Genomic DNA, 26010 nt, shown 5'->3' with positions numbered 1-26010 from the left:
CCCCGCACACGAGAACGCCGGCCGGGAGAGACCCGGCCGGCGTTCGTGGAGCGTGGTGTCGGCCCTCCGGCGGAAGGTCAGCTCTTGTAGGTGTGTTCCTCGGCCGGGAAGGCGCCGTTGACGACCTCGTCGGCGTAGGAGGTCGCGGCCTCGCGCAGCGTCTCGCCCAGGTTCGCGTAGGTCTTGACGAACTTGGCCACCCGAGGGCTCAGCCCGGCCATGTCCTGCCAGACCAGTACCTGCGCGTCGGTGCCGGCGCCCGCGCCGATGCCGACGGTGGGGATGGACAGCTGCTCGGTGACCTGAGCGGCCAGGTCCGAGGGGACCGCTTCCAGGACGAGGGCGAACGCGCCGGCGCGCTCCATTTCCTTGGCGTCCTTGAGCAGGGCCGCGGCGGCCTCGCCCCTGCCCTGCACCCGGTAGCCGCCCAGGGTGTTGACCGACTGCGGGGTCAGGCCCACGTGCGCCATCACCGGGACGCCGGCGGACACCAGCATCTCCACCTGCGGGGCGACGGAGTGGCCGCCCTCCAGCTTCACGGCCTGGGCGTTGCCCTCCTTCATGAAGCGCGACGCGGTCTCCAGCGCCTGCTGGGGGGAGCCCTGGTAGGAGCCGAAGGGGAGGTCGGCCACGATCAGGGAACGCTTGGTGGAACGGGCCACCGCCGCGGTCAGTGGGACGAGCTCGTCCACCGTCACCGGCACGGTGGACTCGTAGCCGTAGACGACGTTGGCGGCGGAGTCGCCGACGAGGAGGACGGGGATGCCGGCCTCGTCGAAGATCCGGGAGGTGAGGGCGTCGTAGGCGGTCAGCATCGGCCAGCGCTCGCCGCGCTCCTTGGCGCGGGCCAGGTCGCGGATGGTGACGCGTCGGTTGGTGACCCCGCCGTACAGGGCGTTCCCGGCGGAGGGGGTCTGGGCCGTGTTGCTCATGATGTTCTTCCTCCGTTGTCTCGAAGCACCGCTGTGGGTGTCCCCGGACGTGTGGACGAGAAGGGTTGTCGTGCGCGCGTGTGCGCGGGTGTTCCCCGGAGGGAACGGCGTGCTCGTGCGGGATGTTCCCCAACGCGGTGTTCCCTTGCCCCCGGCCGAACCGGTAGGGGGAGAACAGGCGTGCGAGGGTCGCACACGAGCATCATCCCACGCGGAGCATGCCGATTTCGACCCGGGGCGGGGGTCGAATTCACATCGTCGAACAGTCGGGGTATCGCCTGTGGTGTCGTGGAGGCAGGGCGATCGTCCGATCGTCGCACGGGAGGTTCCGTGAACTTCTGTGAGCGTGCTCCCGCCGGTCGGCCCGCCTTGGGAGATGCGACCTGGTGAGACGTGGCTCACCCCCGCCTACTAGCATGGCGAGGCGCCTGGTGGACGGGCGTCGTGATGGAGAGGTGTCCTCTTTGGATCAGCGGACGGCGTACCGGCGCAGATGGGGTGGGCTCGGGGTGCTCATCATCTGCCTGTTGGTGGTCGTGGCCGACAACACGATCCTCAACGTGGCCCTGCGGACCCTCTCCGACCCGGTGGACGGGGTGGGGGCGAGCCAGGCGCAGTTGGCGTGGGCGATCAACTCCTACACGCTGGTGTTCGCCGGGCTGCTGTTCACCTTCGGTGTCCTGGGGGACCGATGGGGGCGCAGGCGGTTGCTGGCGTGGGGGTTGGTCGTGTTCGGTGCGGCCTCGGCGCTGTCGGCGTACTCGCAGAGCCCCGAACAGCTGATCGCGGCGCGCGCCGTGATGGGTTTTGGCGCCTCCATGGTGATGCCGCAGACCCTGTCGGTGATCACCAACGTGTTCCCCTCCCAGGAGCGCGGTCGGGCGATCGGGATCTGGGCCGGGGCGGTGGGCCTGGCGATGGCGATCGGGCCGTCGGCGGGCGGTCTGCTGCTGGAGAACTTCTGGTGGGGCTCGATCTTCCTGGTGAACGTGCCGTTCGTCCTGGTCGGGCTGGCGCTGATGTTCGTGCTCATCCCCGAGTCCCGGGACGAGCACGCGGGTCGCCCGGACGTGGTGGGCGTGCTGCTGTCCATCCCCGGTCTGGTGCTGCTGATCTACGGGATCATCACCGCGGGGGAGCGGGCGTCGCTGACGGACTGGGACGTCTACGGGGCCCTGCTGCTGGGGGTGGCGGTGATCGTGCTGTTCCTGGTGCACGAGTCGCGGGTCCCCGACCCGTCGTTGGACGTGCGGTTCTTCCGCGACCCGAGGTTCAGCGTGTCCATCGCCACGATCATGGTGCTGTTCTTCAGCATGGCCGGGATCATCTTCTTCCTCAGCTTCTACTGGCAGAGCGTGCGCGAGTTCTCCCCGTTCATCGCGGGCCTGCTGGTATTGCCCGCGGCCATCGGGCAGATGGTGTTCGCGCCGCTCAGCCCCACCCTGGTCCGGTGGGTGGGTGCGCGCACCCTGGCCGCCATCGGTATCGCGACCGTGTGTTGCAGCTTCCTGTTCTACACACGGATCGAACAGGACACCCCGCTGCCGCTCATCATCGTGTTCTTCTTCCTTCAGGCGTCGGCGATGGCCGTGGTGCTCACCCCCGCCACGGACGCGATCATGTCGTCGGTGCCGCCGGGCAAGGCCGGTGCCGCCTCGGCGGTGCAGAACACCGTGCGGCAGGTCGCCACTGCCATGGGGGTGGCCGTCCTGGGTGCGGTCATCTCCTTCCACTACCGGTCGGCGATGGCGCCCACGTTGCGGCGGGTGGCGGATGAGACCGACTCCGATCCCGAACAGGTCCGGGGTGCCGGGGAATCGATCGAGGGCACGATGGCCTTCGCCCGGACACTGGGCGAACAAGGGGTGGCCTTGGTCACGCCGGCCAAGGAGGCCTTCTTGGAGGGGTTGCACCTGGCCGCGACGGTCTCGCTGGTCTTCGGGCTGGTGGGCCTGCTGGTGGTGCTGGTGTGGATGCCGCGTGGTGCTCCCGCCGTGCGCCGGGGCGACGACGCGAGTCCGGGACCGGAAGGGGAGGAGCATCCTCGGAGCGGCCGTGAGAGTGGTGGGTGAACCGGATCCGAGCAAGGTCACCGCACACGACCTACCATGGGCGACATGCGTCTGACCGCCTTCACCGACGTCTCCCTGCGCCTGGTCATGCGGCTCGCCGTCGCCCGGGAGGGTGAACTCCTGACCACACGTGACGTCGCGGGCATGTTGCACGTGCCCTACACGCACATGGCCAAGGCCGTGGCGCGCATGTCGGAGATGGGCCTGGTCGAGGCCCGACGCGGACGCGGTGGCGGGTTGCGGCTCACCGATGCCGGCCGGCGCTCCTCGGTGGGCGCGATCGTCCGTGAGCTGGAGGATCCGGGCGACCTGGCCGGTTGCGAGGATGATCCACCCTGCCCGCTGCGCGCCGCCTGCCGGCTGCGCGTGGCGTTGTGGCAGGCGCGTGAGGCCTTCTACGTCTCCTTGGACGGGGTGTCCGTGGAGTCCCTGGTGAGCTCGCCCACACGACAGACGCTCACTTTGCTGCGCGAGGATGGTTCAACGGTCTAAAAGCCGCTCTGACCTGGTCTTATTCTTAACCGGACCCCGGTGATGGGTGTCTGATTCACGCGTTTAATATGCATTTCAGATACCAATTATCGATGCTGGGACTCGGTCCCGGCTCAGGAGGAAGCGTGCTCTCCAACGAGTCCGCGGCCACGGTCCGCGCCACGATCCCCGCCGTCGCCGGAGCCCTCGACGACATCACCGCCCGGTTCTACGACACGATGCTCGGCGAACGCCCGGAGCTCCTCGACGGGCTGTTCAACCGCGGCAACCAGGCCAGCGGCGAACAGCGCAAGGCCCTGGCCGGGTCGATCGCCGCCTTCGCCACGATGCTGTTGGAGAATCCGGACGAGCGCCCCGACGCCCTCCTGTCCCGCATCGCGCACAAGCACGTCTCCCTCGGCATCACCGAGGACCAGTACGTGATCGTGCACAGGTACCTCTTCGGCGCCATCGCGCACGTTCTCGATGACGCGGCCACTCCCGAGGTCGTCGCCGCATGGGACGAGGTGTACTGGCTCATGGCAGGCGCCCTCATCGCCATGGAGGCGGGCCTATACCAACAGTCCGGCGGCCGCGACGTATGGCGCCCCTGGAAGGTGACCGAACGCCGCGAACAGACCGCCGACGCGGTCACCCTCACCCTGGAGCCCGGTGACGGCGCCCCCGCCCCCGACTTCCGGCCCGGCCAGTACGTGAGCGTGCGGGCCCGGATGCCCGACGGCGTCCACCAGGCGCGCCAGTACTCCGTCTCCGGTTGGGACGGCAGCCGCAGACTGATCACCGTCAAGCGCCTGCGCGCGGGGGAGTGGAACCCCGCCGGCGAGGTCTCCACCCTCCTGCACGGCACCGCCGCCCCCGGCGACACCCTCATGGTCTCCACCCCGGCCGGCGACGTCACCCTCTCCGACGGCGACCACCCCCTGGTCCTGGTGTCGGCCGGCATCGGCTGCACCCCGATGGCGGCCATGCTCCGTCACCTGGTCGAACACGCCGCCGACCGTCGGGTGGTCGTCCTGCACGCCGACCGCACTCCCGCCGACCACGCCCACCGCGAGGAGCTCAACGAGCTGATCGAGCGGCTGCCCGGCGCCACCGCCCACATCTGGTACGAACAGGACCACACCGACGCGGGCGAGAGCACGGACGTCACGGTACGTTCCGGCACCATGGACCTGGGCCCGATCGAGGTCCCCGAGGGGGCCGAGGCCTACCTGTGCGGCCCGCTGCCGTTCATGCGCGGGGTCCGCGCCGGGCTGTTGGACGGTGGAGTGTCCGCGCGCCGGGTGCACTACGAGGTGTTCGGTCCCGACCTCTGGCTCGGCCAGAACTGACCGGTGCGGTGGGCGCGTGTCCCCGGACACGCGCCTTCGCCACCTCTGCCGGTAGCCGAAACCCCCGGCCTCGGGCGAAACCGGGTGCAAGGGGACGGCCCGACCGGACATACTCGACACCATGCGGCTTCACGATCCCCCCACCGTGTTCGTCGGGCGCCACGCCCAGCTGTCCGCCCTGACCGAGGACGGGCGTCGTACCCGGCGGGAGGGCGCCCGCACCGCCCTGGTCTGCGGCGAGGCCGGAGTCGGCAAGACCCGCCTGCTGGAAGAACACCTGCGCGGCCTCCCGGAGACCCGCGTCGCCGTCGGAGGCTGTCTCGAAGTCGGCTCCGACGGCCTCCCCTTCGCCCCCTTCACCACCCTGCTGCGCGAACTCCTGCGCTCCGGTGGGCCCACCACCGACCCCGTCGTCGACCTCGGTCGGTTGCTCCCCGAACTCGGTGGGTCGGGCGGCGGAACCGACGAGGGCAGGGCCCGCCTGTTCGAGTCGGTCCTGACGTTCCTGGAGGAACGAGCCCGCCCCGACGGGCTCACCCTCGTCCTGGAGGACCTGCACTGGGCCGACGCCTCCACCCGTGACCTGTTGGTCTTCCTGTTGCGCAACCTCGGACCCACCCCCGTCCACCTGCTGGTGAGCGTGCGCACCGACGACCTGCACCGCGCCCACCCACTGCGCCGGCTGCTGCCCGAGCTACAGCGCTTGTCCGGGGTCCGCCGCCTGGACGTGGAACCTCTCTCCCGTGAGGAGGTCGACGCACAGGCCACCGCGCTGCGCGGAGCCGGCCTAGACCCCGCCGACCTGGACCTGCTCTGGGAACGCAGCGGCGGCAACCCCCTGTTCGTCGAGTCCCTGCTGAACGGCCACGACCCGGCCGGGGCGGCGCTTCCCGACGGTCCCCGCGACCTGCTCCTGGCCTCGATCGAGTCCCTCCCCGAACCCACCCGTCACGTTCTCGGCCTGGTCGCCACCGCCGGGAGTCGGGTCGCGCACACCCTGTTGGCCGCCGTGGCCCGTCGCGCCGGGATCACCGAAGAGGAGCTGGAGGACGCGCTGCGCCCGGCCATCGACGCCAAGGTCCTGCGCACCACCGAGGACGGCTACGTGTTCCGGCACGCCCTGCTCGCCGAGGCCGTCCACGCCGACCTGCTGCCCGGTGAACGAGTGCGCGCCCACCGTCGCTACGCCGAGGCGCTTCGGCGCGGCGTGCCCCGCGTGTCCGAACGCGAACGGGCGGTCCAGCTCGCCCACCACGCCCACGCCGCGCACGATCAGCCCCTGGCCCTGGAGACGGCGTGGAGCGCCGCCGACCAGGTCGCCGCCGTCGACGCCTACCCCGAACAGCTGGCCCTGCTCGAACGGGTCCTGGAACTGTGGGAGCAGGTTCCCGACGCCGGTGAGCGCACCGGGCTGCAACGCGTGGACGTCCTGGTCCGCGCCGCCCAGGTGTGCCTGGTCGCCGGATCGGTCCGTCGTGCCATCGACTACGCCGACGACGGTCTGACCGAACTCGGGGTCGGCGGTCTGTACGGGAAGAGTGTCGAGGAGGACCCGCCGGCCGAGGCCGAACGCATCGCGCTGCTGCGTCACGCCCGTGCCCTCGCCCTCAAGGAGATGGGTCTGGACGGGGCACTGGAGGAGCTGGCCGACGCCTCCACGCTGTTGCCCGATGATCACCCCGAGGGTGCCGCGATCCTCGCCACCTTCGCCGCCACCCTCATGGTGCGCGGCCATCACCAGCACGCCGAGTTCGGCGCCCGTCGCGCCCTTCCCATCGCCCGCGAGCTGGGCGATCGGCGCAGCGAGGCCGACGCGCTCATCACCCTGGGTTCCCTGTTGGAGGACAAGGAGAGCGGCAGCGGGCTGAACGTACTGGGCAACGGCATCCGCATCGCCCGCGAAGCAGGTGGCATCCAGGCCGAGATCCGAGGACTCACCAACCTCGGCGGGGTCCTCAAGAACCATGGACGGCTGGAGGCGAGCGCCGAGGTGGCCCTGGAAGGGCTGCGCCGCTGCCGGGAGCTGGGTCTGACCCGTACCAAGGGCGGCGTCTTCACCTACGGGCTGGCCGTCACCCGTTTCAACCAGGGCCGGTTCGACGAAGCCGAAGACCTCCTGGACGGGATCGACGACACCTCGATCACCCGGGCCCGCGCCCTGGTCCTGCGCATGCACCTGGACCTGTACCGCTGGCGACCGGACGCCGTGCGCGCCGCCACCGGCCACTTCCGCCGGCTGTTGCCCGAACCCGACAGCTCCCCGTTGGAACACCTGCCGGTGCACATGGTCCTGCAACAGATCGCCCTGTACGAGGGGCGTCTGGAGGACGCCGGGCGGATCTCCCTGACCATGCTCACCAAGGCCCTCGGCGAGCGCGGAGTCCTCTCCAACACCCAGGGCCTGTACCGCTCCATCCTGCCCTGGCACGCCGCCGTCGCCGCCCTGCTCAGAGACGAACCCGAAGAGGAACCCAAGCGGCTGGCCATGCGGATCGAGGAGGCCCTGGACACCCTCCCGCCCGACGTGATCCACTCCGACGCCCCGGCCGCCGACCTGGCCGCGCGCGCCTGGCGCAGCCACGACGCCGTCGCTTCCCTTCGCCTGTTCGAACGGGCCCTGAGCGAACTCGCCCCCACCGGGCTGGTCGTTTCCACCGCCGAGTACCACCTGGGCGCCGTCCGCGCCGCCCTGCGAGCCGAGGACCGGGCCGCAGCGATCCGGCACCTGGAGGCCCTGCACACCCTCGCGGTCGAACACGGAATGGTCCTGTTCGAGCGTGAAGCGCTGCGTCTGCGCGCCCGCCACGCCCTGCCCGGACCGGGTGAACGTCCCGCGACCGGGGCGGCACCCGAACCCGCTGCCCTCACCGGGGGTCCCACCCCGGCCCGGGCGGCCACCCCGATGGGGCTGACCCGGCGGGAACTGGAGGTCCTGGTCGAGGTGGCCAAGGGTTCCAGTAACCGGGAGATCGGCCGGGCGCTGTTCATCTCCGCCAAGACCGTGAGCGTGCACGTCACCAACCTGATGACCAAGTTGGAGGTGTCCAACCGCACGGCCGCCGCCGCCAAGGGCCGGGAACTGGGCCTGCTGTGAGTGCGGGCCGGGGCAGGAGAGGTCAGGCGGTGTGGCCGGTACGGGTTCGGAGGGCGCGGACGTGCTGCTCGTGGACGCGGTAGTAGGTGCGCACGAGGTCGTCTCGGGCAGTCGCGGTGGAGGGTTCCAACGCGTGCGCATGGCCGTGGGAGAGACGGAGGGTCGGCAACAGTGCCCAGGGCGTGTCCGAGGTCGAGTACATGGTCCGGGAAGAGGCCGGGAGCGGAGTCGGGCGCTGGAGGTCGACGGGGCGGCGGGGGCGGGGGATGAACGGGCCGAACTGGTCCGGGGCCTGTGCGGTGGCTGCCGGACGGGCGGAGGTGTGCTCGGGCAGGGTGTAGCGGCGGACCCGGCGGGATCGGCGCCGGTATTCGGCGGCCAGGGTGCGCAGGTAGCCGGAGGGGTCGGCGTGCAGCCCGCCGCAGGGACGGAGCAGGCGCACCAGGGTGCACAGGGCGGCGGTAACGTACGTCATGACAGCGCTCCTTAGTGGCGTTGTCCGGGCCCGGGGTGTTACAGCACCGCCGGGCCGCTTCGGTTGTCAGGACCCCGCGTGTCCGTGCGGGGCGGGCCCCGGTGTGGCGGGGGCGGGGCGCTGGTGTTTCTTGGGTCAGTGGGGTGTTCCGGTCAGGGGTCAGGGCCTGCGGGGTAGGGGCGGGGCGAACCCGGCGAACTCCTCGACCACCTCGTGCACCAGTCGGCGGATCTGAGTCCGGGGGATGTAACGCCAGGTGCGGCCGTCCCGGGACTGGTAGCCCCAGTGGCTGTGGTCCTTCAACCCGAGGGCGACGTTGCCCAGGTAGGCGGGGCCGACCAGGGCGCGTTCGAGGTCAGGGCCGTGGGTCCAGGGGAAGCGTCGCCACTCCACGGTGAAGGTCAGCCCCCGCATCTCCCGGAAGGCGTGCAGGGCCTCGGCCCGAGGGTCGGTGTTCTGGCTCTGAGTGTTTCGGGTGGTCCGCGTCTGCCGCTGTCCAAAAACGTCCATGACCCCAGCCTCAGCCCGACGACTTTTGTCGCCTAGGTCATGGCAATGTTTCTCGTTAGACACTCCTCGCTCGTGTTGCCAGTGTGTGATCCTGTGTCATGTGAATGACTTTCAAAGAGAGCTTCGTCGTTTGCGCAAACAGAACGGTCTCACGCAGGCGCAGGTCGCCGGCCATGTCGGCTACGTGCCTTCGGCAGCTTCTAACTGGGAAAATGGTCGAACGACACCAGATGAGGAAACTGCGAAGAAACTGGACGAACTCCTGGGGGCGCGGGGTGGTCTACTTCGGGTCCTTCGGGACGTGACACAGACTTCGGGTGCACCTCCATGGTTACGTGATGATGATCAGCTATCTCGACAGGCTGTGACGATCGAGGTCGTCACACCCGTGTTGGTTCCCGCGATTCTGGAGTCGCCGCTGTACGCGCGTTATGCCTTGGCGGAGGGCAGGCCATCCGACCCGATGGGTGTCATCGATGAACTGGTGAAAATCCGTTGCTCGCAGCTGTCCCGTCTGGATCCCGGGCTGAGAGTGTTCGCGACCTTCCCTGAGGCGGGACTTGCGGGAGTGCCGGCTACTGCGAGGAAAGAACAGGCGGCTCACCTGCTGGACCTCGTTTCGACCGACCGGGTAAGGGTCAACATGGTTCCGGCCGGCAGCATCCTTGCCGGTGTGACGTCGCCCTTCCAGATCTACAAGCTGAGGGACGGCTCTCGGGTGGCGACTTCGGAGCATACGAACGGGAGTATCGTGGTGAACGAAGCCCGTGGTATTCAGCGGTTGCAAGACCTCGCACGCACCGCTCTGGGTAGTGCCCTCCCCGTAGACGACACCCTTCGCAGATTGAAGGAGATCAGTGATGAGTGACTGGCTAAGGTCGACGTACTCCCAGAACGGGGGGCAGTGTGTTGAGGTCGCTGTCGCTCCCGGTCACGAGGTTGTTGTGGAGAACAAGAGCGCTGAGGGCGAGGTCTTCGTGGTCCGTGATTCCAAGAACCCCGATGCCGCTCCGTTGGTCTTCACCCGCGCTGAGTGGGATGCCTTCGTGGAGGGTGTCAAGGACGGGGAGTTCGACGCCGAGCGCCTGCTCTCCGCCCTGATCGGCTGACCCAGCCCCCCCGGAGTACCCGGCCCGGGGCAGGGAACTGGGCCTGGTCTGAGGGACACCGAAGCGACCTCGCGCCGGGCATACTGACCACTATGTCCCCCTCAGCGCACTCCGTCCTCGTGGGCCGCGAGCCCCATCTCGATCGCCTCCGCACCGATGCCCGCCGGGCGCTGGAGGGGGAGTCTCGGGCCACCCTGCTGTGCGGGGACGCCGGGATCGGCAAGTCCCGGCTGCTGGCCGAGTACCTGGACCGCACACCCATGGGGCGGACCGCGCTCGGGGCATGCCTGGAGTTGGGCACCGAGGGCATCGCCTACGCCCCCTTCACCGCCCTGCTACGTCACCTACTGCGCGCCGAGGACGGCGTCCCAGAGACCGGATCACAGCTCACGCGTTTGCTCCCCGGTCTGGGTGAGGACATCGGACCGGATGCCGGGGACAACGGCCGGGCCCGTCTGTTCGAGGCGGTGCTGACCTTCCTGGAGGAACGGGCCCGCCCCGAGGGACTCGCCCTGGTGGTGGAGGACCTGCACTGGTCGGACGCCTCCACCCGCGACCTGTTGGTCTTCCTGCTGCGCAACCTGCACACGGCCCCGGTGCACCTGGTGGTGTCGGTGCGTACCGACGACCTGCACCGCACCCACCCGCTTCGGCCCCTCCTGCCGGAACTGGAACGGCTCCCCCGGGTCACCCGGATGGACCTGGCCCCCCTCACCCGCCCGGAGGTGGGCCGGCAGGCCGCCGCGCTGGCGGGGACCGCCCTCACCGAGACCGACCTGGACCTGCTGCACGACCGCAGCGGCGGCAACCCGCTGTTCGTCGAGTCCTTCGTCGGCACGGCCGGCGACGGCGGGGTTCCCGAGGGGCCGCGCGACCTCCTGATGCGCCGGGTGGAACCCCTGCCGGAGACCGCCCGCAGGGTCCTGGGACTGGCGTCGGTCGCCGGGGACCGGGTCGACCACGCGCTGCTCGCCGAGGTGGCCGAACGTTCCGGGGTCGAGGAGGACGAGTTGGACGAGGCGCTGCGCCACGCGGTGGACGCCCAGGTCCTACGGGCCACCGAGACCGGTTACGTGTTCCGGCACGCCCTGCTCGCCGAGGCGGTCAAGGCCGACCTGTTGCCCGGCCAGCGGGTACGCGCCCACCGTCGCTACGCGGAGGTGCTCGACACCGATGTCCCAGGGTTGCCCCGTGCGGAGACGGTCGCCCAACTCGCGCATCACGCCTACGCCGCCCACGATCACCCGCGCGCCCTGGCCGCGGCGTGGGAGGCGGCGCAAGGGGCCTTGGCCGCCACGGCGCACCCCGAACACCTCGAACTCCTCGAACGAGTGCTGGAGCTGTGGGAACTGGTGCCCGACGCCGCCGCTCGGCTCGACCTGGACCGCGGCGCCCTGCTGTTGCGGGTGTGCCTGGCCGCCCAGGTCGCCGGTGACCTGCGACGTTCGGTCGACCACGCCACGGACGGGTTGGCCGAGCTCGATCCCACCATCGAACCCGAAACGGAGGCCCGTCTGCTCGTGGCCCGCGCCCGCGCCTACAAGGACCTGGGTCGCCTCGCCGCTTTGGACGACATGCGGGCCGCCGCCGGGCTGCTGCCCAAGGGGCACTTCGAACAGGCGTCGATCGGTGCCGCGACCGCCTCGGTCCTGATGCTCCAGGGGAACGGAGCCGAGGCGGAGAAGGCCGCCCGGGGCGCCATCGACCTGGCCCGTCGTGTGGGGGACCGGGCGAGTGAGGCCGACGCCCTGGTCACTCTGGGTTCTCTGCTGGACGTCACCGGCTCGGACGAGGCCCTCGAACTGTTGCGCGAGGGCATTCGTATCGGCAGGGAACTGGGTGAGGTCCAGGTGGAACTTCGGGGGCTCAACAACATGGCGAGCAACCTGGCGCTGCGCTTGGAGTACGAAGAGGCGCTGGAAATGGGATGGCGAGCCCTGGACCGGTGTGCCGAACTGGGGATCCTGCGCAGTCAAGGCGGTGGTTACGCCAACGGGATCGCCATCTACCTGGCCGCCCTGGGGCGCCTGGAGGAGGCCTGGAGGCTATTGGAGACCCACACCGTGGGCGAGGACCTCACCGCCACGCGTCGACAGGGGGTCGCGAGCCAGCTCCACCTGATCCAGGGGGATTGGGCCGCCGCGGGCAGGGCCCTGGACGAGTTCGCACGCCTCCACCCACGGGACCGTGGTTCGGCGACCGAGTACATGGTCCACTACTACTCGCGGTTGTGGCTGCTCATGTACGGTCCGGGCGGTCGACTGGCCGAAGCCGCCCGTCTGGCCTTCGAGGGGGAGAGGGATATCGGGTTGATCGGGCAGATCCGGTTCAGCTTTTCGGGTCTGCATGCCTGGGCGGAGCTGGTGTTCCGGCTACGGCGCCGTGGTGAGCCCGGGGACGCCGGGCTCACCGAGGAACTCGCCGTGTTGCTTCGTAGGACACTGGAACGCGAGGACTGGCCGAACTCACCGGCGGGCGTGCTCAACCGGCAGATAGCGCTCGGGTGGCTCGCGGAGGATCCCACCGAGGCGCTGGTGCACTGGGAACGAGCGTTGCCCCTCGCCGAGAGGGCGAGCGTGGTCATCCGGATCGACGCCTGGACCGGGACCTTCTGGGCGCTGCTCGCCCTGGGCGATCGGGAACGGGCCTCAGGGATGCTGGACAGTGTCAGGCAACTGCGCGGTCGGCTGGGGCCGGCGGTGGGCTACGGCGACGTGGCCGGGATGAGCGCGGCCCTGGCCGAGGCCGTCCCCACCTCCGCCACGCCGCCGGCCGGATTGACCCCCCGCGAGGCCGAGGTCCTGACCCAGGTCGCCAAGGGGTTGTCCAACCGAGAGGTGGGCGAGGCGCTGTTCATCTCCGCCAAGACGGTGAGCGTGCACGTCACCAACCTGATGGCCAAGTTGGAGGTGAACAACCGCACCGCCGCCGTCGCCAGGGCCCGCGAACTGGGTCTGACCTGACTCGGTGGGCCCTGGTAGCAGAGGCGAGGCCCGTCCCCCGTGGACGGGCCTCGGTGTTCGCCATGCCGGCTCAGAGGGTGGGCAGGTACCGCTGGAGCTCGTACGGTGTGACCTGGCGGCGGTAGGAGTTCCACTCCGAGGTCTTGTTGCGCAGGAAGAAGTCGAACACGTGCTCGCCCAGCGTCTCGGCGACCAGCTCGCTGTTCTCCATCAGACGCAGCGCCTCGTCCAGGCTCTGCGGCAGCGGACGGATGCCCACCGCCCGACGCTCGGCGTCGGTCAACGCCCACACGTCGTCCTCGGCGCCCGGGGGCAGCTCGTACCCCTCCTCGATGCCCTTGAGTCCGGCGGCCAGGATCACCGCGTAGGCCAGGTAGGGGTTGGTGGAGCTGTCCAGGGAACGGATCTCGATCCGGCTGGAGTTGGACTTGCCCGGCTTGTACATCGGCACCCGCACCAGTGCCGACCGGTTGTTGTGCCCCCAGCAGATGTAGGCGGGAGCCTCGCCGCCCATGCCGGCCGACGCGGCCGGGTCGTCCCACAGCCGCTTGTAGGAGTTCACCCACTGGTTGGTGACGGCGGTGATCTCGTCGGCGTGCCGCAGCAGCCCCGCTATGAACCCGCGCCCCACCTTCGACAGCTGGTACTCCGCGCCCGGCTCGTAGAAGGCGTTGCGGTCGCCCTCGAACAGCGACAGGTGGGTGTGCATGCCCGACCCCGGGTACTGGGTGAAGGGCTTGGGCATGAACGTGGCGTACACGCCCTGCTCCATCGCTACCTCCTTCATCACGAGCCGGAAGGTCATGATGTTGTCGGCGGTGGTCAGCGCGTCCGCGTAGCGCAGGTCGATCTCCTGCTGGCCGGGCCCGCCCTCGTGGTGGCTGTACTCCACGGAGATGCCCATGGCCTCCAGCATGTTGATGGCGTTACGGCGAAAGTCGTGCGCGCTGTTGTGCGGGGTGTGGTCGAAATAGCCGCCCGAGTCGTTCGGCTCGGGGAACTCCCCGTGCTCGGGGAACTTCTTCAGCAGGTAGAACTCGATCTCGGGGTGCGTGTAGAACGTGAACCCGAGGTCGGAGGCCTTGCTGAGCTGACGCTTGAGCACGTGCCGAGGGTCGGCGGGGGAGGGTGAGCCGTCGGGCATGAGGATGTCGCAGTACATGCGCGCGGTGCCGTGCGGTTCGTTGCGCCAGGGCAGGACCTGGAAGGTGGTGGGGTCGGGTTGGGCGAGCATGTCGGCCTCGTAGACCCGGGCGAACCCCTCGATGGCAGAACCGTCGAACCCGATGCCCTCGGAGAAGGCCGCCTCCAGTTCGGCGGGCGCCACCGCCACGGACTTGAGGTACCCGAGCACGTCGGTGAACCACAGCCTCACGAACCGGATGTCGCGCTCCTCCAACGTGCGGAGCACGAATTCCTGCTGTCGATTCACGATCAACCTTCCTCGAAGCCGGTCGGTCCCCGTCCCGGTCCGTCGATCGCGGAGCCGAGCCGGACACGATGTCCCGGCACCCAGTGTGCCGTGCGGATATTTCGGGGGTATTTCCGCTCGCTCGCGGCGGTACCCGGACGGTCGTCCGCACACGCATTATGACCGCTCACGGCGGGGGTTCGGGCCACCCTCGGCCGCGAACATGCGGTCCGTCACCCGGCCGGGTGACGGACCCGTCCGCGGTCACCTCGCGCCGGAGCGTCGGCGGAACCGGGTGTAGTCGGCGCCGTCGTCGAAGACGGTGCTCTCCACCCGTTCGAAGACCGCGGGGTCGAAGGCGGCGCCCTCGAAGAAGGACTTGCCCGCCCCGGCCACGACCGGATAGCGCTTGATCACCATCTCGTCGATCTCCGGTAGCAGGAGTCCGGCGATGGAGGGGCCGCCGACCGTGCAGATGCCCAGGTCGCCGTCCTCCTTCTTGAGTTCGCGCACGTGCCGGCGCGGGTCGGTGGCCACCACGGTCACGTTCGGGTCGACGTCGGTGGGCAGGGTGCGCGAGTAGACGTACTCGCGCATGTGCCCGTAAGGGCTGGTCAGTCCCTGGTCCAAGGCGATCTGGTAGGAACCCCGGCCCTGGAGCATGGTGTCGAAGTGCTTGTTGGGCACGTCCAGTCCGAGATGGTTCCGTGCCACGGTGGGGAGCAGTTCCGGGTACTCGTTCACGTGGAACTCGCCGTTGTCCCCCAGTTCCCCGCTGCCGTCGTCGTCGCCACCGGGGAAGAAGTCGAAGGAACCATCGGGCGCGCAGACGTAGCCGTCCAGCGAGACCGCGACGAAGTAGGTGAGCTTTCGCATGTGTCTCCTCGTAGGGGTACTCCCGTGGCCTCTTGACCACTATGGTTGAAGTACTTCAAGTAAAGTACTTCGCATGTAGTGGTTTGCCAAGAGGTTTTTCCGAAAACCTCGGAACAAGGGAGAAAGCCGTGGTCAGGAACCCGGAGCGGCGCGCCGCGCTACTGGACGCCGCCATCGAGACACTCGCCGAAGAGGGCGCGCGCGGGCTCACCTTCCGCGCCGTCGACACCCGGGCGGGCGTCCCCACCGGAACCGCCTCCAACTACTTCACCGACCGCGGCGACCTGCTCGCCCAGACCGGCGCGCGCACCTACGAGCGCTTCATGCCCGAACAGGACGAGTGGGACAACGTGTTGGTCGGTGCCCGCGACCGGGCCAAACTCGCCGAGGTCATGCGCGCCACGGTCAGGCGCCTGGCCGCCGACCCCCACGTCTACCTGGCCACCCTGGAACTCCAACTGGAGGCCACCCGCCGCCCGGAACTGCGCGCGGACATGACCGCTCGCGTGCGCGCCGACCTGGAGGCCAACTTCGCCTTCCACGAGGAGGCGGCGATGCCGGGCGGTCGCGACACCGTCCTCGTGCTCTACCTGGCCCTGAACCGGTTGGTCACCGAGTACCTGACCCTGCCCGGGGTGCTCGCCCCCGAGGGCGACCTGGACCGGCTGGTCACCCTGGTGGTCGACGGCCTCGTCCTCGACGGCGGGAACTAGGCCAGGCCCAACCCCCGGGCACGGGCGCCGGCGGTGGCGCGGTTGGGCACGTCCAGCTTGGTGAGGATGTTGGACACGTGGACGCTGGCGGTCTTGGGCGAGATGAACAGCCGCTCGGCGATCCGGGCGTTGGTGGCGCCCTCGGCGAGCAACCGCAGCACCTCGCTCTCGCGTGCGGTCAGCCCCGCCGGCGCCACCGGTGGGGCCGCCCGCTCGGTCACCCCGGCGCCGAGTCTGCGCGCCAGCCCCTCCGCGGCGCGGGACAGCGGCACGGCCCCGCACTCGACCGCGGTCTCGTACACCTGCCGGACCCGGCGCACCGCCAGGTCGCGGTCGCCCGCGGCCACCACTTCGGCCTCACGCAGCCGGGCCCGGGCCAGGTGCAGCGGCATCGGGACCGCCTCCCACGCCACCACGGCGCTCTTCCACAGGTCGGTGGTGTCCTCCCCCTCGACCTGCGCCGTCAGCGCGGCGACGGACGCCGCGTAGGCGGGCATGACCGAACCCGTGATCGACGTGCGTGCGGCGAGGTCGGCCACCTGGGACGACACTTCCGGAGCCGCTCCCCGCCGGGCCGCCTCGGCCATCACCGCCAGCAGCGGCCACGTGTAGCCGGCGCTCTCCTCCAGGACCACTCGCTCCATGAGGGTGCGGGACAGGGCCAGGGCTTCCGCGACCTCCTCCTCGGCCAGCGCGGTCTCCAGGGCGGCCAGGGACCGTAGCTGCAGAAGGTTCATCCGATGCAGGCCGAGCAGACTCCGATCGCCCAGGGGCCCGGCGGCCCGCCGGGCCGCGTCCAGGTCTCCCTGGACGACCGCGATCCGGGCCAGCACCGTCTGGATGTAGTGCAGTTTGGATCGGGTGGGGGAGGTGGCGGCGGCACGTTCGGCCAGCTCGCGCGCCCGAGCCAGGTCCCCCATCTCGAACCGGATCTCGGTCTGGTTCTGGTGGTTGAACGCACTGTGGGCCGATGCCCACCCCATCCGTTCGTGACGCTCCAGGGAGTCCTCCAACACCCGGAGTCCCTCCTCGTGGTGGCCCAGCTCTCGCAGGTAGTGACCGAGGTTGGCGGTGCCACGCGCTTCGAGCACCGGGTTGGCCATCTGCTCGCTCTCCCGGACCATCTCCTCCATGAAGGGCCGACCTCGTTCCACGTCGCCCGCTTCCAGGAGCAGGTCGCTCAGGAGGATGCGCGCCTCCACCCCACCGCAGCGATCGGCCGTGTCGTCGCGGTCGGCCACCTCGATGGCGCGTTCGGCGAGTACGCGTGGGAGACTTCCCGCTCGGGCCAACTCCTCCAGAAGACGTCGTTGCGGGGTGTCCGCACGGTCCTTGCGCAGCAGCACCATCTCTCGGGCCAGGGCGGCCAGCAGCTGCGCGTACCCCGGCATGTGCGGCGGGTGTGTTTCGAGCGCCCGCACCAGATCGAACAGGCCGTGGTCGCTCATGTCCGAAGAGCGCGCCTGGCCGCGCTTGCGCAACAACACGGCTCGTACCGTGCGCGTCTCGTCGTCGGTGGGCTCCTCGGGCAGTTCGATCAGAGCCTCCTGCACCAGCTCCAACGCACGCTTGTGTCGACCGGCGTCCAGCGCCGCCCCGGCCGCACGACTCACCACCTGGGCACGGGTGTGGCCCTGGGCACGTTCGGCGGCATCGGGTACCTGGTCCCACAGGTCCAATACCCGTTCCAGCATGGCCAGTTCCTCGTTGAAGGCGAGCGTCTCACCGGCGCGGATCGCCGCCCACCAGGCGGCCTGTAGAGCCCTGGGCAGGTCGTGCGCGGCCTGGTAGTGGTGGGCCTCCTCGGCGGCGCGTCGGTCGGCGGGGACGGTGTGGGGATACTCGTCGATGAGCTGGGCGAAGCGCAGGTGCAGCCGGGCGTGCGGTCCGGGCAGGATCTCCCCGTGTACGGCGTCGCGCAGCAGCGCGTGCCGGAAGCGGTATCCGGTCTGCCCGGCCCGCAGCACGTTGGCGTCCACCAAGGTGCGCAGGGCGGCCTCCAACTCACGTTCGGGCAACCCGACCGCGTGGTACAGCACTTCGTGTTCGACGGTGCCGCTCACCGCTCCCACCGCCGCCGCGCGCAGCACGGCCCACGCGGTGTCGTCGAACCGGTTCAGCGGCTCCAACAAAAGGTCGCGGAAGTGGTCGGGCAGGTCGGGGTCCTCGTCGGTCGGACAGGTATCGGCGGTGGCCAGTGCCTCCACGAAGAGGGGCACCCCCTCGCTGCGCCGGTACAGCGAGTCCAGTTCCGCGGGGGTGAGGTCCTCGCCCCGGATCGCCCGGGTCTGGGCGGCCACCTCCTCGCGGGAGAGCGGCTCCAACTGGATCCGACCCACCCCGGGCAGACGTTCCAGCTCGGGCAGCAGCCGGCGCAGCGGGTGCGCGCGGTGCAGGTCGTCGCTGCGGAAGGTGGCGACGATCTGGATCCCGGGCCGATCCAGGTTGCGGATCAGGAAGACCAGCAGGTCACGCGTGGCGCCGTCGGCCCAGTGCAGGTCCTCCAGCACCACGGTGGCGCCCTCGTCCCCGGCCAACAGGGTGAACAGGCGCAGTAGTTGTTCGAAGAGGATGCCCCGGTTCTCCCGACGCTCCTCGGGGACGGGGCCCAGCTCCGGCAGGAGCCGGGCGAACTCTCCCAGCCCACTGGGGGCGGCCTCCTCGAACGGTGCCCGGCCGCACTCGCGCAGTATCTGGCGGAGCACCGCGGTGAAGGGGGCGTAGGAGAGTCCGTCGATGCCCAGTTGCAGGCAGGCACCGGTGAACACCGTTCCCGCCGGCCGGGTGGCGGTGAACTCGTTCACCAGGCGGGTCTTGCCCACCCCGGCGTCCCCGCCGACCAGGAGCATCTCCGGTGTTCCGGAGCGCACCCGGTCGGCCTGGTCGGTGAGAAGCCGGAGCTGGTCACGGCGACCGACGAAGACGGGACTGGTATCGGAAAGCAGGGGCATACCGCTCATTATGCTTTGTGCCCGGGACATTTCTCCGCCCGTTATTCGCCGCGGGCCCGACGCTCCTCGCGGCGTCGGGCGCGTGTCTCGGCCCGCAGCCGGCGGAGCTCTCGCATCCGCTCGGCCTGCTGGAGGCGCTCGTCCCGCATGGCGTGGGCGTTGGCGGTGCGCAGGTCGTCGTAGGTCATGTCCGTCCCCTGTGTGTCGTGCGGTGCCGGACGTGTTCGGCACATCTACGACGATGTCGCTAAGACACCCGCCGCCACATGGGGAGAACTCCCGCTTTCCCTCGTGGGGACACGGCCCCGGCGCCCGCTCGGCTAAGACGTGCGGGACGCCCCCTGAGCCCTTCCGGCGGTGGTCTCAGGCCAGGCCCAGATCGCGGGCGCGGGCGCCGGCGGTGGCCCGGTTGGGCACGTTCAACTTGGTGAGGATGTTGGACACGTGCACGCTGGCGGTCTTGGGCGAGATGAACAGCGACTCGGCGATCCGGGCGTTGGTGGCGCCCTCGGCGAGCAGTCGCAGCACCTCCGTCTCCCGGGCCGTCAACCCCGCCGAACCGGGCACCGGCGTGGTGGGGGAGAGGCCGAGGCGTCGGGCCAAGTCGTCGGCGGCCCGTTCCAACGCGACCGCCCCGCACGCGCGGGCACTCTCCCGTACCCGCCGGACGGGATCGGTGGCCGCGGCGCGATCACCGGCCACGGCGAGGGACTCGGACCGCCGCAACCGGGCCCACCCCTGGTGCAGCGGCATCGGGACGGCCTCCCAGGCCGACACCGCCCGCCCCCATTCCTCGACGGCCGCCGCGGGTCCTCGCGCGGCCTCGACCAGTCGGGCCCGACAATCGGCCCGCGACGCCGTCTGGACCGGGCCGTGCACCGGCATCCGCTCAACCGCGCGCGTGGTCCGTTCGACCGCTTCGGGCTCGCGTCCGCGACGGGCCGTCTCGGCCACGAGGGACAGCAGCGCCCATCCGAACCCGGGGGAGTCGGGGAACTCCAGCCGGCGCAGCGCCTCGTCGGCCTCGGTGCGGGCGGCCGACAGGTCCTCCTCGGCCAGGTACACGTCCAGGTGGGCGGCGACCACCAGTTGGGCCTGGTCCAGGCGTTCCACACTCAGCACCGACACCCGACCCAGACGCTCCAGGCTCTCCCGGGCCCTGGCCAGGTCCTCGTGTCCGAGCGCGGCACGGGCCGCGGCGGTCTCGTCCAGCGCGACCAGGGTCCGGGCCAGCAGGCTCGTCAGGAAGACCCTGTGCATCGGGGTGGAAGCGCGCGGGGCGGCTTCCTCGATCACCTCCCTGGCCCGCCGTAGACGGCCGGTGTCGTAGAACACCTCCGCCCGGTTCTGGAGGGTGAAGCCGTTGTGCAGGCTCGCCGAACCCCGCTCGTGCTGGTACCGCAGGGAACGTTCCAGCAACTCCAGAGCCTCCTCGGTGCGTCCCTGCTCGCGCAGGTAGTGGGCGAGGTTCCCGCTGGCGCGCGCCTCCATCGCCGGGTCGCCGATCTCACGGCCCAACCGCACGGACCGCTCCAACAGGGGCCGTCCCTCCTCACCGCGACCGCGACTCATGTACACCGAGCCGAGCGAGACCAGTGCCGCCGCCTCCGCGGAGCGGTCCCCGTCCCGCCGGGCCACCTCCAGGGCGCGCTCGGACAACGACACCGCCGACAGCCCCAGCCCGAGGGTCTCCCGTGGGCGGAACATGCTCTCGCGCGCCACGATCGAGAGGGTGCGTCCGTACCCGGGCATGTGCGGCGGATGGAGTCGCAGCGCTTCGGCCAGGTCGGCCTCCGCACCCTCGGCCACGCACTGGGTCCGGGCCTGCCCACGACAGCGCAGCAGCAGTGAGCGCAGGGCCAGGTCATGGTCGTCGGGGCCCTCGGGTACGTCGGGCAGCGCCGCGTCGCACAGTTCCCAAGCGCGTTCGGGCCCTCCGCTCTGCAACGCGGCCAGCGCGGCGTCGGCGCGCACCCGGGCCAGGGAACGGCCACCGACCGCCTCGCGCGCCTCGGGCACCCGGTCCCACAGGGCGAGCACCCGCTCCAGCACGGCCGACTGCTCGCCGAAGGCCAGGACCTCCCCGGCGCGCACCGCCGCGTTCCAGGCCGCGGCCAGGGCCAGGGGCAGTTCGTTCGCGGCCTGGTAGTGGTGGGCCTGCTCGGCGGCGCGGCGCTCGCCCGGCACCGCGTCGCTGTGTTCGTCCAGGTCCCGGGCGAAGCGCAGGTGCAGTCTCGAACGCGCGCCCGGCAGCAGCGAATCGTGGACCGCTTCGCGCAGCAGGGCGTGCCGGAAGCGATAGCCGTCCCCGCTGATCCGTAGGAGCCGGGCGTCCACGAGCCCTTGGAGGGCCTCCTCCAGGCTCTCCTCGGACAGGTCGGTCACCCGCAACAGTGGTTCATGGCCCACCTCCCCGGAGAGCGCGCCGACCGAGGCGGCGCGCAGTACCCGGGCCCAGGGAGCGGGCAGCCGGCGCACGGGCGCCAGCAACAGGTCGCGGAAGTGTTCGGGGACCGGGGAGGACGCCTCGTCGTCACCGGCCAGCGCCTCCACGTACAGGGGGATGCCGTCGCTGCGCCGGTACAACTCGTCCAGTCCCCGGGCGTCCAGGGCGTCGCCGGTGAGGGCGTGCGCTTGGCGTGCGACCTCCTCCCGGGTGAGCGGGGCCAGGTCCAGGCGGGTCACCTCGGGCAGACGTTCCAGCTCGGGCAGTAGCAGGCGCAGCGGGTGCGCGCCGTCCAGTTCGACGAACCGGTGGGTGGCGACGATCTGGACCCCGGGCCGGTCCAGCGCCCGGACCAGGAAGACCAGCAGGTCACGGGTGGCGCCGTCGGCCCAGTGCAGGTCCTCCAGGAGCAGGGTCAGGCCTCCATCCCCGGTCGGCCCCGCATCCTCGGCCAGTGATCGGATCAGCGTCAGCACCTGGTCGAAGAGCACGCCACGGGACTCGGGACGCTCGGTGGGGATCGTCCCCAGTTCGGGCAGGATCCGGGCGAGCTCGCCCACCCCGCCGTCGGCGGCGAGCTCGAAGACACCGCGGCCCCGTTCCCGCAACACCTGACGCAGCAGCGTGGTGAACGGGGCGTAGGCCAGGCCGTCCACGCCCAGTTCCAGGCAGCCGCCCGCGAACACGGTCCCGGCCGGCAGGGTGGCCGCGAACTCGGTGACCAGGCGGGTCTTGCCCACGCCGGCGTCGCCGCCGATCATCACCGTCGCCGAGGTCCGGGTTCGGCAGTGGCCGGTGTGGGCGGACAGGGCGCGGAGTTCCTCGGAGCGGCCGACGAGGTGTGTGGTGGTCGCGGGCAGCAGGGGCATGTCGGTCATTATGTCCCCACCACGAAGGTGGGTCAGGTGCCGGTGGAACGACGGGATCGGCGTTCGGCCCGGCGGGCCGAACGGAGGCGGCGCCGCTCCCGCAGGACCTCCCGGACCTGAAGGTGCTCCAACATCACCTTCGGTCCGGGGCGGTCGACGTAGTTCCGCAGGGTCTCGATCTGGAACATGGGGCTTGCCTCCTCTCCTCGGCGGTCGACTCTCGGCCGCCTCGGGTTCCAGCTTCGATCTAAGAGGACGGCCCGCGCATCGGGAGGGATCCGTATCTTGCGCGCCCTTCGCCCGGTGGACGTCGAGGCCACGCGACCAAGAGGCCGTTCCCGGACCTAAGAGGGCACTTCGGGTGGTGAGGCGGTGGTGTGCGGCGACGAGGGTGTGTCACGTAACGTAATCGAACGAGTACCCGTAGTTGTCTTGAGGTGTCACACAGCGCGAAACAGTGAGACCGGGGAGACGTGGGATGGATGTGGCCGTTTTCGAGGGTGTTCGTGGACGTGGTCGAACGAGAGGGGCCGGGCGGGCGATGGTCGGCGCCGTCGCCGGGGTCGCCGCCGTGGCGCTTTTGACCGCCCCGGCCTCCGCCGGTGGTGAGGGAGGGGCCGGGGCCGAGGCGGAGCTCGTCGGACTGGCTCTGTCCGGGGCGCCCGAGCCGCCGCCGGCGGGGGAGGAGTTCGTCTACCGGGCGACGATCGCCAACGACGGCGGTGAAGAGGTGGTGGGGGGCCTGCTCGCCCAGCACGTGCCCGAGCCCCTGGAGGTGGTCGAGGTCGGTCAGGGCGGGGTGTTGGAGGAGGGCGTCGCCAACTGGCGAGTCGACGTCCCGGTGGGTGGAGAGTCCGAGTTCACCGTGCGGGTCCGGGTGCCGGAGGAAACGTCGGGGGAGGCGCGCGTGGTGAGCACGGCGTGCCTGCTGCTGGAACGGGACGACGAACCCTCGGCCTGCGCCAGCGACACGCTCCTGGTCGCCGAACCCACGGTGCTGTCCAAGGTGGGGGCGGCGATCGACCGTGAGGCGGTGGTGCGCGCGGTGGGGGTGGGGGTCCTGATGCTGATGGTCTGGCTGCTGTGGCGACAGTGGCGCCGATGGGGAACCCGGCGGTACGGCTGAGCGTTGACCTCACCGAGCCGGTGGTCCGATTGTTACGTCAGGGTGTCATGAAGGCGGAGGCGAGAACTACGTCGCGTAGTAGTCTGTCGACATGGACTTTCTCTACTCCGCGCTCGTCTTCCTGCACATGCTCGGCCTGGCCGGCATCATCGCCGGTTTCCTGATGCAGCTGATGACCGACAACGTCAAGGCCACCAAGGTTCTGCTGCACAGCTCCCTGCTCCAGTTCGTCACCGGGCTGCTCCTGGTGGGGGTCGCCGAGATGGCCGACCTCGGCGACATCGACCACATGAAGATCGGCGTCAAGCTCGTCATCTCCCTCGCCGTGGTGGTGGTCGGTGTCCTCAACCTCCGCAAGCCCGCCAAGAACCTGGCGATCATCGCCGGGGTGCTCGCCATCGTCAACATCGGCGTGGCGGTCTTCTGGTGAGGCATGGGGGCGCGGGGCGCCCCCGACCCCGCCCGTGAGGGGTCGTTCCGCCGGTGGCGGGTCGGAGTGCACCGACCCGCCACCGGCTTTTTCGTGTCCGTTCCCGGTTCACCCCGACGCTGCCTTTCGGAAAACTTGCAAGAGCTTTCGGCGAGGTCAGTGGTAGGGAGCCGTGCTGCGACCGAAAAACACCGGTTCACAAGGGCAAGACTGCGTGTTACGTTCGTCACTCCTACGCAAATTCTTGCAGGATATGCAAGAGATTGGCGATGGGGCAGTGTGGCCCCATCGCGGAACCTCCCCCAAGGAGCGCACATGAGAACGTCCCGACTCGGCGCCCTCGCAGGTGCCGTGGTGCTGGGAGCCGGCCTGCTAGCGGCTTCCGGACCCGCGATCTCCCAGGAAGCACCCGACGCGGCCCCCGTCTCCGACGTGACCCCCGCCGCCGAGGGCACGGGCGACACCATCGTCCACCTGTTCCAGTGGAACTGGGACTCCGTCGCCGCCGAATGCGCCGACTTCCTCGGCCCCAACGGCTATGGCGGCGTGCAGGTGTCCCCACCCCAGGAACACGTGGTCGTCCCCTCCTCCGAGGGCGGCGACTATCCCTGGTGGCAGGACTACCAGCCGGTGTCCTACAGCATCGAGAACACCCGGCGCGGCACCGCCGAGGAGTTCGAGAACATGGTCGGCACCTGTGCCGACAACGGCGTTCGCATCTACGTCGACGCCGTCATCAACCACATGACCGGCCCCGCCGAGGTCGACCTGCCCGGCAGCGCGGGCACCGAATGGGAACAGTACGAGTACCCCGACCTGTTCGGCGACGGCGAGGCCTCCTACTCCTATGGCGACTTCGCCCCCTGCTACGACACCATCGAGAACTGGAACGACAAGTCCGAGGTGCAGAACTGCCAGCTCCTGGGCCTGTCCGACCTGGACACGGGTTCGGAGCACGTACGCGCCCAGATCGCGCGCTACCTCAACGGACTGGTCGACATGGGTGTCGGGGGCTTTCGCGTGGACGCCTCCAAGCACGTCCCCGAGGAGGACATGGGCGCCATCATCGGCTCCCTGAACGAGGTGCCCGGCTTCGGCGGCGCCCCGCACGTCTACCACGAGGTCATCGGCGACGCGACGGTCCCCTACACCGCCTACACGCCCTACGGACAGGTCACCAACTTCGACTACCAGCGCGACATCGCCCACAGCTTCGCCAACGGCGACATCGCGAACCTGACCTCGATGCCCGACCACGGCGGACTCACCTCCGAGGAGGCCGTGGTCTTCATCGACAACCACGACACCCAGCGGTACGAACCCGCCCTGACCCACGTGGACGGCGACCGCTACTACCTCGCGACCGCCTTCATGCTCGCCCACTCCTACGGAACCCCCGTGGTGATGTCGAGCTACGACTTCCAGGGCAACGAGGCCGCGGGCCCGCCCAGCGTCGGCGAGGTCGAAGGGAACCCGGCCGGTTGGATCACCGCGGACAGCGACTGTGCCTCGGCGGAGTGGATCTGCGAGCACCGTGACGAGACCGTCGGCGGCATGGTCGCCTTCCGCAACGCGGTGGACGGCGCCGAACTGATCGAACGCGCCACGGACGGTTCCTCGCGGGTGGCCTTCGACCGCGGCGACGTGGGTTTCGCCGCCTTCAACGCCTCCGGTGAGAGCTGGTCGCTGACCGCCGCCACCTCCCTGCCCGACGGTGAGTACGACAACGTCGCCGGTTCCGGCGGTGCCACGGTCTCCGGTGGAGAGGTCACCGCGACCGTCCCCGCCGAGGGCGCCCTGGCGCTGCACGTGGGCGGCGAGTGCGTCGAGGACTGCGAGGGTGGCGGCGACCCGGGAGACCCCGGCGAGCCCGGTGACCCGGACACCATCACCGCCACGGTCGAGACCGAACCCGGCCAGGAGGTGCACGTGGTCGGCTCCACGCCCGAACTCGGTTCCTGGGAACCCGCCGATGGCGTGGCGCTGAGCACCGACGCCGACACCTACCCCCAATGGACCGGCGACGCCACCATCGAGGCCGACACCGAGTGGAAGCTCGTCAAGGTCGGTCCCGACGGCAGCGCCGACTGGGAACCCGGGGACAACCGCGTCGGCCCGGCCACGTCCGTGACCTGGGGCCGACTCTGATCCCTCGGTACCGACGCCTCGCCATCGCCCCCTGACCCGAGCCCGGGCACCCTCGCGCCGCG

Annotated in this window: 20 protein-coding genes; 11 read left to right on the top strand and 9 right to left on the bottom strand. The window is 70.2% G+C overall.

From position 1 onward, the window contains the following. Window positions 1-77: 77 nt before the first annotated feature. A complete protein-coding gene (panB, locus tag ACWGKS_RS12700; RefSeq protein ID WP_358510945.1) occupies window positions 78-932 on the bottom strand; it encodes a 3-methyl-2-oxobutanoate hydroxymethyltransferase in 855 nt (284 codons plus the stop codon). A 416-nt stretch (window positions 933-1348) separates the two neighbouring features. Between panB and ACWGKS_RS12695 the strand changes: the two genes are divergently transcribed. The 4 genes from ACWGKS_RS12695 to ACWGKS_RS12680 all read left to right on the top strand — a co-directional run bounded on the left by ACWGKS_RS12695 (window position 1349) and on the right by ACWGKS_RS12680 (window position 7921). Then, on the top strand, window positions 1349-3004 hold the full coding sequence (locus ACWGKS_RS12695; protein ID WP_452522641.1) for an MFS transporter: 1656 nt from the start codon (window positions 1349-1351) through the stop codon (window positions 3002-3004). 45 nt (window positions 3005-3049) lie between these two features. Then, window positions 3050-3496 carry an RrF2 family transcriptional regulator gene (locus ACWGKS_RS12690; RefSeq protein WP_358510951.1) on the top strand — a complete coding sequence of 149 codons (447 nt, stop codon included), beginning with the start codon at window positions 3050-3052 and terminating at the stop codon, window positions 3494-3496. A 125-nt stretch (window positions 3497-3621) separates the two neighbouring features. Then, window positions 3622-4827, top strand: coding sequence for a globin domain-containing protein (locus ACWGKS_RS12685; protein WP_358510954.1), 1206 nt, complete (start codon window positions 3622-3624; stop codon window positions 4825-4827). 121 nt (window positions 4828-4948) lie between these two features. Beyond that, window positions 4949-7921 (top strand): helix-turn-helix transcriptional regulator, encoded by a 2973-nt coding sequence (locus tag ACWGKS_RS12680; RefSeq protein ID WP_358510957.1) that lies wholly within the window; start codon window positions 4949-4951, stop codon window positions 7919-7921. A gap of 22 nt (window positions 7922-7943) precedes the next feature. Here ACWGKS_RS12680 and ACWGKS_RS12675 read toward each other — a convergent pair whose 3' ends face one another. Both ACWGKS_RS12675 and ACWGKS_RS12670 read right to left on the bottom strand, forming a co-directional pair. Beyond that, the gene (locus ACWGKS_RS12675; RefSeq protein WP_358510960.1) at window positions 7944-8396 is read right to left on the bottom strand and encodes a hypothetical protein; all 453 of its coding nucleotides are present in this window, start codon (window positions 8394-8396) and stop codon (window positions 7944-7946) included. A gap of 159 nt (window positions 8397-8555) precedes the next feature. Then, the gene (locus ACWGKS_RS12670) at window positions 8556-8906 is read right to left on the bottom strand and encodes a hypothetical protein (RefSeq protein WP_358510963.1); all 351 of its coding nucleotides are present in this window, start codon (window positions 8904-8906) and stop codon (window positions 8556-8558) included. On the opposite strand from ACWGKS_RS12670, the gene ACWGKS_RS12665 reads away from it, so the two are divergent. The 3 genes from ACWGKS_RS12665 (at window position 8905) to ACWGKS_RS12655 (ending at window position 12978) form a co-directional block, all read left to right on the top strand. After that, the gene (locus ACWGKS_RS12665) at window positions 8905-9774 is read left to right on the top strand and encodes a Scr1 family TA system antitoxin-like transcriptional regulator (protein WP_358510966.1); all 870 of its coding nucleotides are present in this window, start codon (window positions 8905-8907) and stop codon (window positions 9772-9774) included. The two genes, ACWGKS_RS12670 and ACWGKS_RS12665, sit on opposite strands and share 2 nt — an antisense overlap. After that, entirely contained in the window at window positions 9767-10015 is a 249-nt protein-coding gene (locus ACWGKS_RS12660) for a DUF397 domain-containing protein (RefSeq protein ID WP_358510968.1), read from the top strand. Before ACWGKS_RS12665 ends, ACWGKS_RS12660 begins: the two co-directional genes overlap by 8 nt. Window positions 10016-10107: 92 nt before the next feature. Next, entirely contained in the window at window positions 10108-12978 is a 2871-nt protein-coding gene (locus ACWGKS_RS12655) for an ATP-binding protein (RefSeq protein WP_358510971.1), read from the top strand. Between the two features lie 70 nt (window positions 12979-13048). On the opposite strand, the gene ACWGKS_RS12650 is transcribed toward ACWGKS_RS12655, so the two are convergent. Next, window positions 13049-14410 (bottom strand): glutamine synthetase family protein, encoded by a 1362-nt coding sequence (locus ACWGKS_RS12650; protein ID WP_358510974.1) that lies wholly within the window; start codon window positions 14408-14410, stop codon window positions 13049-13051. Between the two features lie 243 nt (window positions 14411-14653). Continuing rightward, a complete protein-coding gene (locus ACWGKS_RS12645) occupies window positions 14654-15265 on the bottom strand; it encodes a dihydrofolate reductase family protein (protein ID WP_358510977.1) in 612 nt (203 codons plus the stop codon). A 128-nt stretch (window positions 15266-15393) separates the two neighbouring features. On the opposite strand from ACWGKS_RS12645, the gene ACWGKS_RS12640 reads away from it, so the two are divergent. Then, on the top strand, window positions 15394-15978 hold the full coding sequence (locus tag ACWGKS_RS12640) for a TetR/AcrR family transcriptional regulator (protein ID WP_358510980.1): 585 nt from the start codon (window positions 15394-15396) through the stop codon (window positions 15976-15978). On the opposite strand, the gene ACWGKS_RS12635 is transcribed toward ACWGKS_RS12640, so the two are convergent. The 4 genes from ACWGKS_RS12635 to ACWGKS_RS12620 form a co-directional block, all read right to left on the bottom strand. Then, on the bottom strand, window positions 15975-18938 hold the full coding sequence (locus ACWGKS_RS12635) for a helix-turn-helix transcriptional regulator (RefSeq protein WP_358510983.1): 2964 nt from the start codon (window positions 18936-18938) through the stop codon (window positions 15975-15977). The two genes, ACWGKS_RS12640 and ACWGKS_RS12635, sit on opposite strands and share 4 nt — an antisense overlap. A gap of 32 nt (window positions 18939-18970) precedes the next feature. Further along, window positions 18971-19117: a hypothetical protein gene (locus ACWGKS_RS12630; protein WP_358510985.1), complete on the bottom strand. Its 147-nt coding sequence runs from the start codon at window positions 19115-19117 to the stop codon at window positions 18971-18973. 175 nt (window positions 19118-19292) lie between these two features. Then, window positions 19293-22253 (bottom strand): ATP-binding protein, encoded by a 2961-nt coding sequence (locus ACWGKS_RS12625; protein ID WP_358510988.1) that lies wholly within the window; start codon window positions 22251-22253, stop codon window positions 19293-19295. Between the two features lie 23 nt (window positions 22254-22276). Further along, entirely contained in the window at window positions 22277-22432 is a 156-nt protein-coding gene (locus tag ACWGKS_RS12620; protein ID WP_358510991.1) for a hypothetical protein, read from the bottom strand. A 353-nt stretch (window positions 22433-22785) separates the two neighbouring features. Between ACWGKS_RS12620 and ACWGKS_RS12615 the strand changes: the two genes are divergently transcribed. The 3 genes from ACWGKS_RS12615 to ACWGKS_RS12605 all read left to right on the top strand — a co-directional run bounded on the left by ACWGKS_RS12615 (window position 22786) and on the right by ACWGKS_RS12605 (window position 25948). Then, on the top strand, window positions 22786-23370 hold the full coding sequence (locus ACWGKS_RS12615; protein ID WP_358510993.1) for a hypothetical protein: 585 nt from the start codon (window positions 22786-22788) through the stop codon (window positions 23368-23370). Window positions 23371-23461: 91 nt separating this feature from the next. After that, window positions 23462-23800, top strand: a complete 339-nt coding sequence (locus ACWGKS_RS12610; protein WP_358510996.1) for a hypothetical protein — start codon at window positions 23462-23464, stop codon at window positions 23798-23800. A 315-nt stretch (window positions 23801-24115) separates the two neighbouring features. Further along, on the top strand, window positions 24116-25948 hold the full coding sequence (locus ACWGKS_RS12605; RefSeq protein ID WP_358510999.1) for a carbohydrate-binding module family 20 domain-containing protein: 1833 nt from the start codon (window positions 24116-24118) through the stop codon (window positions 25946-25948). The last annotated feature ends 62 nt before the right edge of the window (window positions 25949-26010 follow it).

Source organism: Nocardiopsis sp. NPDC055879 (assembly GCF_053615935.1).
Note: the sequence above shows the minus strand (reverse complement) of the source record. Positions and strands in the feature narration are given on the sequence as shown.